8 protein-coding genes are annotated in these 8,962 nt (G+C 37.8%); all 8 read right to left on the bottom strand.

The features are described from left to right. Positions 1 to 430 precede the first annotated feature (430 nt). The 8 genes from mtnN to mltG all read right to left on the bottom strand — a co-directional run bounded on the left by mtnN (position 431) and on the right by mltG (position 8,570). A complete protein-coding gene (gene mtnN / locus ACVYAD_RS07265; RefSeq protein WP_079562864.1) occupies positions 431 to 1,123 on the bottom strand; it encodes a 5'-methylthioadenosine/S-adenosylhomocysteine nucleosidase in 693 nt (230 codons plus the stop codon). A 414-nt stretch (positions 1,124 to 1,537) separates the two neighbouring features. Continuing rightward, positions 1,538 to 2,185 carry a YrrS family protein gene (locus tag ACVYAD_RS07260; RefSeq protein ID WP_476425489.1) on the bottom strand — a complete coding sequence of 216 codons (648 nt, stop codon included), beginning with the start codon at positions 2,183 to 2,185 and terminating at the stop codon, positions 1,538 to 1,540. A 457-nt stretch (positions 2,186 to 2,642) separates the two neighbouring features. Then, a complete protein-coding gene (greA, locus tag ACVYAD_RS07255) occupies positions 2,643 to 3,131 on the bottom strand; it encodes a transcription elongation factor GreA (RefSeq protein ID WP_079562862.1) in 489 nt (162 codons plus the stop codon). 186 nt (positions 3,132 to 3,317) lie between these two features. Continuing rightward, the gene (gene udk / locus ACVYAD_RS07250; protein ID WP_349660063.1) at positions 3,318 to 3,956 is read right to left on the bottom strand and encodes a uridine kinase; all 639 of its coding nucleotides are present in this window, start codon (positions 3,954 to 3,956) and stop codon (positions 3,318 to 3,320) included. Further along, positions 3,956 to 5,236, bottom strand: coding sequence for a peptidase U32 family protein (locus tag ACVYAD_RS07245; RefSeq protein ID WP_476425487.1), 1,281 nt, complete (start codon positions 5,234 to 5,236; stop codon positions 3,956 to 3,958). The genes udk and ACVYAD_RS07245 overlap by 1 nt, the downstream gene beginning before the upstream one ends. Before the next feature lie 14 nt (positions 5,237 to 5,250). Then, the gene (locus ACVYAD_RS07240) at positions 5,251 to 6,183 is read right to left on the bottom strand and encodes a peptidase U32 family protein (protein ID WP_476425485.1); all 933 of its coding nucleotides are present in this window, start codon (positions 6,181 to 6,183) and stop codon (positions 5,251 to 5,253) included. Between the two features lie 5 nt (positions 6,184 to 6,188). Continuing rightward, a complete protein-coding gene (locus ACVYAD_RS07235; protein ID WP_349660149.1) occupies positions 6,189 to 6,821 on the bottom strand; it encodes an O-methyltransferase in 633 nt (210 codons plus the stop codon). 621 nt (positions 6,822 to 7,442) lie between these two features. Further along, complete coding sequence (gene mltG / locus ACVYAD_RS07230; protein ID WP_349660060.1) at positions 7,443 to 8,570, bottom strand: endolytic transglycosylase MltG; 1,128 nt, start codon at positions 8,568 to 8,570, stop codon at positions 7,443 to 7,445. Positions 8,571 to 8,962 lie beyond the last annotated feature (392 nt).

The following is an 8,962-nucleotide window of genomic DNA, read 5'->3' as shown; positions in this document are numbered from 1 at the left end:
TACTCATGATGTTCTCCCGTTCATAAATGGTATGGTTAGTATAACGGGGTTTCCAAACATTGAAAATAGAAAAACCCCGAATAGGTCCACTTTTTTTAAAGTGTCCACTATTCGGGGTTCAGTTCAAAATGTCGCAAGAGAGCTTTTTCTCTTAATGAATTTCAACAGATTCTGAAAGTTCTGCTGAAATAAGTGTACCGAGTAACATTGTTATAATGACTACACCTGCTGTTAAAAATAGCATTATGCATGCCTCCCATCTGAATATGAAGAGATTTAATTAACAACAGTTTAGCATTCGTGCGACTTTTAAACTGTGATTTTTCTCACACTAAAAGGCACTCATTTTGACTTTTTTGTGTAGTTTATCTCGCAGATTGGTGAAAACTAATACACAGTGGGATAAAGAAAACTCTGCTGATAATAGACTTTATAACGATTCGATAGCTTTTAGTACTATTTGTGTTGAATGCTTTGCAGCTACTGGTAAAAACTCATCGAAGCTAATATTCGATTCTTTGCCAGCAATATCTGATAAAGCACGAATAACAACAAACGGAGTACCAAATTGGTAACACACTTGTGCAACAGCTGCTGCTTCCATCTCTACTGCCTTCATTTGCGGGAAGTGACGACGGACTGCTTCTACACGAACAGGATCATTCATAAAAGCATCACCTGAGCAAATTAAACCAATACCATATTGGTGCTCTCCAACAGCCTCTACTGCCTCTTCAGCCACTTTCATAAGTTTTTCATCTGATTTATAAGCTGCTGGCATGCCAGCCATTTGGCCCATTTCATAACCGAAAATCGTTACATCTACATCATGATGACGGACTTCATCTGAAATAACTATTGCGCCTACTTCAAGCTTTTCATCATAGCCTCCTGCAGAGCCCGTATTAATGACTACATCAGGTTTGAATTCATGTAATAGAATAGTAGTTGACATTGCAGCATTCACTTTACCAATACCACTTTTTAATAAAACTACCTCGTTCCCTTTGTAAGTTCCTGTTGTATATTCACTTCCTGCAATTGTTGTGCTTTTTGCATTCTCTATAGATGCACGTAAAAGCTCTACTTCCTCTTCCATTGCTCCGATTACTGCGATTTTCATATTTACGTTACTTCCCTTCTTTATGCACTTCAAATCAATTATACCTCGGCATAATTGCGTCCGGGAATCGGATTTGTGCTTAGGCCTGCACGAGGGCCGACACGATGTCGGTCATTTCGGTAATGCCACAGGACGTGGCGTTTTTACCGATGCAGGTCAATTAGCCGTTATCCCATGGATGCGATGATTTTAGGCTAACATCCTTTTTAAGAACTCCTTTCCGATTACCGTGACATCCGCCGGAGGCTTTGGGCCAACATGAAGTTGGTCACTCAGTCGTGTGTTGCTGTCGCTTCGCTTTCACACAGATAAATTGCCACAGGACGTGGCGTTCTTAGACTGAGCTCCTTTATATCAGTGGATGTTTGTACATCTGCTTCTATAAGTTAAAAATAATAAAACGAGTTACTTTCGTCAATAGGCACCATTTAATGTATTTAGTTGCTCAAGTTTGACTGGTAACCAGCCTTCGTTGTCGACCCATTCCATGCTGACACGGTACATTTGTGTCTTATCATTAGTTGAAACTGTTGCAATAGCCGAATTAGCGCCACCGTTATTTTGTATACGCCAAATAATCATATTGTCCTTTTCGATGCCAGTAGCGGCTGTAACTGTGGCCACCTTTTCAGCCCAGTCTACAGATTTATCATCGTAAGAAGACACATGCTGACCTGTTTGTGTTGTAGGTGTAGGCTTCCAGCTTTTATTGGTTACAACCTTATCAACAATTGGGTTGTCTGACGTGGTTTCAGTAGTAGCATCCTGTTCAGATGTTTCAGTTTCATCTGTAGGCTCTTCCTCTGTTTCTTCTTTAGCTGTTTCATCATTATTTTTCTCTTTAGAAGGCTCTTCCTTCACGTCTTCTTTATCGTTCTTCTGCTCCTGTATTGGCTCATCTTTCGCAACTTGCCCTGCATCATCCTGCCATTTAAACACAAATGTGGCTACTATAATAATTAATATCACGACAATACCAATTAATACATTCAATAGTTTATCTAGCTTTTTATTATGAGATGGCTGCAAATGACGACTGCTTCGAGTTTTTCGTTCACTCATGAAGTCTCCCCCTCTCTAGCCAATATTTTATCAAGTTCAACAGCACTTGCAAAATAATTGTGCTCCTATTATATCATAGACAAAACCAAAGACCTCTTAAGGTATTTATTGGATGTTGGCTATTGAATCAATTATGCAACGGCGTTATTGTATACGGAATCGGCTTTTTGCCAACAAGACGTTGGTTATTCAGTCATATGTTGTTGTCGCTTCGCATTCGCACAGTTAAATTGCTACAATACTCCGCATTCATCTCACAACCTATAAAAGTGGGATACTCCTGTATCGTCTGTCGCTACAAATGCCTTTTGCTAAAAGAAGTGTAAAAACTCACATAGATGATAGAATCAAGAACAGTATCGCCTTGGCGGTGCTGTAGATACAATAGATTGTGCTGAATGAAGATAAAAGCAGCTAGCTCTCTTTTACAAAGAAAGCTAACTGCTTGTACAAAAAATTATTTTATTGAAATAATTTTAACTTTCATTTCACCACCAGGTGTTTGTACGACAACCTCTTCGCCTTCAGCACGACCTAGCAAGCCTTTAGCAATTGGTGATTCATTTGAAATACGGAATTCCATTGGATCTGCCTCAGCCGAACCAACAATTGTATACGATTCCTCATCAGTTGATGGTTTTCCATTAATAATTTCTACAAATGTAACCGTTTTCCCTAATGAAACTACACTGTTATCTGATTCGTCCTCAGAAATAATAACTGCGTTACGAATCATTGATTTTAGTGTCGAAATACGACCTTCTAAAAAGGCTTGTTCTTCTTTTGCAGAATCATACTCAGCATTTTCAGAAAGATCCCCGAAATCACGAGCGATTTTAATACGTTCTACGATTTCCTTACGAGTTTCTGTTTCTAATTTCACTAATTCTTCTTCTAATTTTCTTTTACCTTCAGCTGTCATTGGGTACTGTTTTTCGTTTGCCAAAGTTCTTCACTCCTTGTTTTCGTCAATATAAAAACATAAAACTCGATTAAATGCCTTGTAGGATCATTTAATCGAATTTTATTATTTTTAAACGTTTTCAAATTACGCTTTGACCTAATAGTATGCATGCCTTTCTGAAATATGTACAGATATGCATGTAAATATTGTCAATACCACTCTATCTTATTACAATACGTTGTCGGTTTCAAGAATAGTTTTAATCTTCGTTACCATTAAATCGATTGCAACCTCATTATCCCCGCCTTCAGGAATAATAATATCAGCATAACGTTTCGTCGGCTCAATAAATAAATTGTGCATTGGACGCACTGCCGATAAATACTGCTCGATTACAGAATCTGTTGTACGGCCACGCTCTTTTATATCACGCATTATACGACGAATAATACGTAAATCTGAGTCCGTATCTACATATAATTTAATGTCCATTAAATCACGTAAATCTGCATCTTCTAACACTAAAATACCTTCTAGTATAATAACATCTACAGGCTCTACATGAATAACTTCTTTTGCTCTTGTATGCTGCACATAATCATACACAGGCTTTTCAATTGGTTGACGGACCAATAATTTTTTTAAGTGTTCAATTAACAAATCATTATCAAACGCTAACGGATGGTCATAATTTGTACCTAAACGCTCCTCAAACGTTAAATGACTTTGATCTTTATAATAAAAATCTTGTTCAATTACAACTACTGAATGATCGCGGAAAACATCATAAATAGCACGGGTCACACTCGTTTTTCCCGAGCATGAGCCACCAGCGATTCCTATGACGACTGGACGCTTCGCTGCCATTAATTATTCTCCTTTCGCATCATATTATGTGGTTTTAATGGTGTGTCGCATTTAAATTTAACGATTTGTAGTGGATGACGCGCAGCATCTAAGCTATTGCCATCTTCATCCCAAATTTCACCCATTGTAAAACGGAAGTTTTCGATTTCTGGTCCAAAGAATTCTACCTCATCGCCAGGTTTAAAATAGTTACGTTGTTGCATTGTTACCATTTTCGTTTCTGGGTCATGCTCTAAAATTAAACCAGCAAACTCATAAGTCGTTTTACGGCCATGTACACCAAACATTTGCTCCTCGTGACCAGGTGCATCGTGGAAGAATGCTTCTGCAGTGTCACGGTTAGCACATTTATCTAATTCCTCAAGCCATTCACGTTTAATTTTGAAATTGTCAGGGTCCGCACAATAAGCGTCAATCACTTTGCGGTACACTGAAACAACTGTAGCAACATAGTGAATTGATTTCATACGGCCTTCTACTTTTAATGAATCAATCCCAAGCTCAATCATATGTGGAATTGCTTCAATTAACTTTAAGTCTTTCGGACTCATCGCGAAAGGTGCGTGATTATCATCGAAAAGTGCCTTTTCTTCGCCATCCTCTAGCTCATATAAATCATAGTCCCAGCGACAAGATTGACAGCAACCACCACGGTTAGAGTCACGAGCAGTCATATGATTTGAAAGTACACAGCGACCAGAATAGGCGATACACATCGCTCCATGAACGAATGCTTCAATTTCAATATCGACTTTTTCCTTCATCAGCTTCATTTCTTCGCCGCCTACTTCACGTGCTAATACTACACGATGTAAGCCTTCTTCTTTCCAATACTGGACAGCCTTCCAGTTCGATAAAGATTGCTGTGTAGAAAGATGAATTTCAAGCTTTGGTGCAGCTGTACGGCAAGTTTCAATGATCAGAGGGTCCGCTACAATAATGCCTGTAACACCTGCAGATTCAATATCTTTTAAATACTGCTCTAAGCCGTCCATATTTTCATTATGGGCGAAAATATTTGTCGTAACATAGATTTTAGCACCATATTTATTGGCGAATTCAACACCTTCGCGCATTTGTTCAATTGAGAAGTTATCTGCGTTTGAACGTAAACCGAACTCTTGTCCACCGATAAATACAGCATCTGCTCCATAGTGAACTGCTACTTTTAATTTTTCTAAACTACCTGCAGGGGCAAGTAGCTCTGGTTTTTTTGTAATGACACGTTCCCCGTCTACAATCTCACGAATTTTGTCATTTTGTTCTAATGCTAATGCCATGTTCTTGCCACCTCCTAGTAAACTGTTTCCTTGAAGATAAAGCCAGTATCAAGAGGTCTGATGGCAGGCTGAATTTCTTCAATTTTAGCTAGTAAATCATCTTTAATATCTTCATACGCATCTTCTGATTCGTCAAAATATGTGTCAAGTGCTTGACGATAAGCTTCTGTTACTGTGACTACATATTCTGGTGTTTGAAGCACACCTTCAATTTTTAATGCATCTATGCCACCTTCGAATAATTCGCCAAGCTCATCAATAATACACATATCATTTGGACTGAAAATATGCGTACCGTTAGCATCTTCATAAATTGGATATTTATTATTACGCTCATCATCATGAAGGAACATATTGCGATTTTCCTTACGATTTTCAATTTCCATTACTTTATCTTGATATAAGAAATAATGGCCTAGTAATGGGCGTTTTGATTGGAACATACATGTCATTCCATGTACTTGAACCTCAACCTCTATTTCTACATTTTCTTTAATTTCTAGCACTTCATCTAAAGAAAGTTCACGTGAAAGTACTGCGCGAGTTGCTCCGCGTTTCCCCCAATAATTTGCTGTAAACCAGTTCGTTGCAGTCGTTTCTGGATTCCAGTGTAGCGGTATTGTAACACCTTGTTCACGACGGATGATTAATACTGCTGGATCACCATAAATTAAACGGTCAACACCAATACGTTGCATTTCTTTTAAATATTCGGCAAGCGCATCCATTTTATCATTATGGAATAGCGCATTTACCGCAACATAAACCTTTTTACCCGCTGCATGAATCAACTTTGTAGCTTCTTCCACTTCACTAACAGAAAATTCTCCTGCTAGACGAAGACCAAATTGTTGTTCACCAATAACAAAAGCATCTGCTCCAGCCTGTAAAAGTGCTTTTACATGGTCCACTGATTGCGGTGTAACAAGCAATTCAGGTTTTTTCATAATAGTCACCTCTTCAAACATAGTAATAAACCATCACCGACCGGTAAAAATGCACTAGTATAATCAGGGTGCTCCATAATCCAATCGGTAAAGTTTTTTAAATTTCGAATCATTGTACGCTTGCGACGCGGTACATCTTTTAAATCTAAATCTGATAAGCCATGCATATACATATTATCGATATATAGAACTCCGCCAGATTTTACAAGAGGCGCATACTTTTCAAAAAAGCGTTGATATTGTCCCTTTGCAGCATCGATAAAAACTGCATCGAAGGTCGTATGAATTGCTTCATCATTCACCTCTAAGGCGTCTCCTTCAATAACCGTAATACGATCTGAAACTGTAGAACGTTCAATATAAGCCTTTGCTCTCGCAACACGCTCAGTATCTCGCTCAATTGTCACGATATGCACGTTAGGTAAAGCGTCAGCCATTCTTATTGCAGAATAACCAATTGCTGTACCAATCTCTAAAATTTTTGACGGATTTTGAATACGTAGCAGTTGATTTAGTGCATCAATGCCTGCAAGCTGCATAATCGGTACATGATTCTCCTCCGCAAATGCTTCCATTTCTAAAAGCAATTCATTACGTGGTTGAATAAATGATTGAATATATGCATCTGATAATTCCATTTTTAAGTTCACCCTCATATCAATTATGCCTCGGCATAATTGCGTCTGGAATCGGCTTTGTACAAGCACACAGCCGATTTCGTGACATACGCCAGAGGCTTTAACTTCTTTCAGCGGATGCTTGGACATCTGTAGCTGACGCTTCACTTTCGCTACAAAAGACATCTGTAGCTGACGCTTCACTTTCGCTACCAAAGACATCTGCAGCTGACGCTTCACTTTCGCTACCAAAGACATTTGCTGAAAGAAGTTAAAAGGCAACAAGTAATCCTCGTTGTCTGTACTTCATCATTTAACAACAAAAAGAAAAAGACCAAACGTGATGTCTTGGTACTTCGTCATACAAAAATGAGCAATTGTTTTTATAAGCTTTAAACAATTGCCACCACGTATATTTTTCCGCATTAACGGACTGATTGAATTTTTCCCATGCGGATCGATTAAAAATCACAACTTATAATAGCATGAAAATAGAAGGAAAGCTATTTTTCTTTCCTTCTATCCACATTATTACTATTTATTTTTTAATAATATCCAGTATATCTCGGCATAATTACGTTTTTTCGCAGATGTATGGACACCCGCTGAAAAGTAACTTAACATCTCACAAGTTAACAGAAATTACTCTGCATTGCGCAAATATTTTTGCTCTTTCTGTAAGTGTTCATCATATGTTTTCGAGAAGTGATTGACACCCTGTTTATCCGCTAAGAAGAAGAGGTAATCTGTTTCACTTGGATTAAGCACTGCTTCAATTGAAGTTTTCCCAGCACCCGCAATAGGACCTGGTGGTAAGCCTTTATTTTTGTAGGTATTATAGGCATTATCTACTTCTAAATCTTTATAAAGTACACGATCTTTATGAGATCCTAGTGCATATAAAACAGTTGGGTCTGTTTGTAGAGGCATTCCTTGATTGATACGGTTATAGAATACGCTCGCAATTGTTTCTCGATCTGTTTGAGCAGTAGCTTCTTCTTCCAATAATGAAGCAAACGTTATTAATTGATGTACTGACATTTGTTTTTCAGTAAGAACATCGCTGTAATTTTTCACAACCTTGTCCATTGCCCCTACCATTTCATCTACAATCGATTCCAATGTTGGTTTTTCTTCAAAATAAGAATACGTTGCAGGGAATAAATAGCCCTCTAAATCATAACGAATATTATCGGCTAAAACCGCATCCGTTACAAGCTCAGGATATTTAGCCTTCATTTGTTGAACAAATGTATCGCTTGTTACTAAGTCCATAAATTCCTTTTGAGTGTAAGGTGTTTTCTTTTCCACAATATTACCGATTTGTTCAAGTGTTAAGCCTTCAGGAATGGTCATTGCAAAGACTGGCGTACGGTAGACCTTTCCGGTTTTTAAACTTTTGATTAATTCGTCTAATGTCATTGACTGTGATAAATCATATTTGCCCGCTTGGAACTGAGATTCATTTTTAAATTTGGCATAGTATTTAAAAACACGAGCATCTTTAATTAACCCTTTTTCCTCTAATAGAGTCGAAATAGAGCTTAAACCTGAACCGATTGGTACTTCAACCGCTATTGTTTTAGTCGCATCTGGATCTACTGGTTTTAATGCGCTCTTCACATAATTATAGCCAATTAAACCGACTATCCCTAAAATTAGGACTAAAGCAATTGCAACAATAGCAACGATTTTTCTCACAATTTTTACCTCGGATTTTCTTTCTTGCATTTTTGAAAACATTTCTTGTTTTTTTGAACCGTTATTCACGGGTTTCCCCCCTATCACTCCATTATCATACTAGAAATCAACTTTCACGACAAACAGAAATAGATAATTCAGTAGAAAAAGCACACATCAATTATGCCTCGGCATAATTGTGTCCGGAATCGACTTTGTGCTTGCACAAAGAACTCCTTTCCGATTCCGTGACATCCGCCGGAGGCTTTAACTTCTTTCAGCGGGTGTTTGGACAGCCGCTGAAAGAAGTTAAAAATAGCTTGCGACAATAGAATGAGTATAATAAATAAAAGTTGATTCCCTAGAATTAGTAAAAAAAGCTGAGATAAAAACAGTTTTAAAGCATTGATAACATACTAGAGAAAACTAGATAGATAATAATGGGTCGTTTTGATCATTTGGAATGGAAAGCCCCTTTCATA

This window comes from Lysinibacillus sp. G1-3, from assembly GCF_056322905.1.
The sequence above is the reverse complement of the archived record's forward strand: the minus strand, read 5'-3'. Positions and strand labels throughout refer to the sequence as shown.

Excerpts from the sequence above, each read along its gene's own strand:
- mtnN (WP_079562864.1), bottom strand. The coding sequence starts at position 1,123 with ATGAAAATCGCAGTAATCGGAGCAATGGAAGAGGAAGTAGAGCTTTTA.
- ACVYAD_RS07260 (WP_476425489.1), bottom strand. The coding sequence starts at position 2,185 with ATGAGTGAACGAAAAACTCGAAGCAGTCGTCATTTGCAGCCATCTCAT.
- udk (WP_349660063.1), bottom strand. The coding sequence starts at position 3,956 with ATGGCAGCGAAGCGTCCAGTCGTCATAGGAATCGCTGGTGGCTCATGC.
- ACVYAD_RS07245 (WP_476425487.1), bottom strand. The coding sequence starts at position 5,236 with ATGGCATTAGCATTAGAACAAAATGACAAAATTCGTGAGATTGTAGAC.
- ACVYAD_RS07240 (WP_476425485.1), bottom strand. The coding sequence starts at position 6,183 with ATGAAAAAACCTGAATTGCTTGTTACACCGCAATCAGTGGACCATGTA.
- ACVYAD_RS07235 (WP_349660149.1), bottom strand. The coding sequence starts at position 6,821 with ATGGAATTATCAGATGCATATATTCAATCATTTATTCAACCACGTAAT.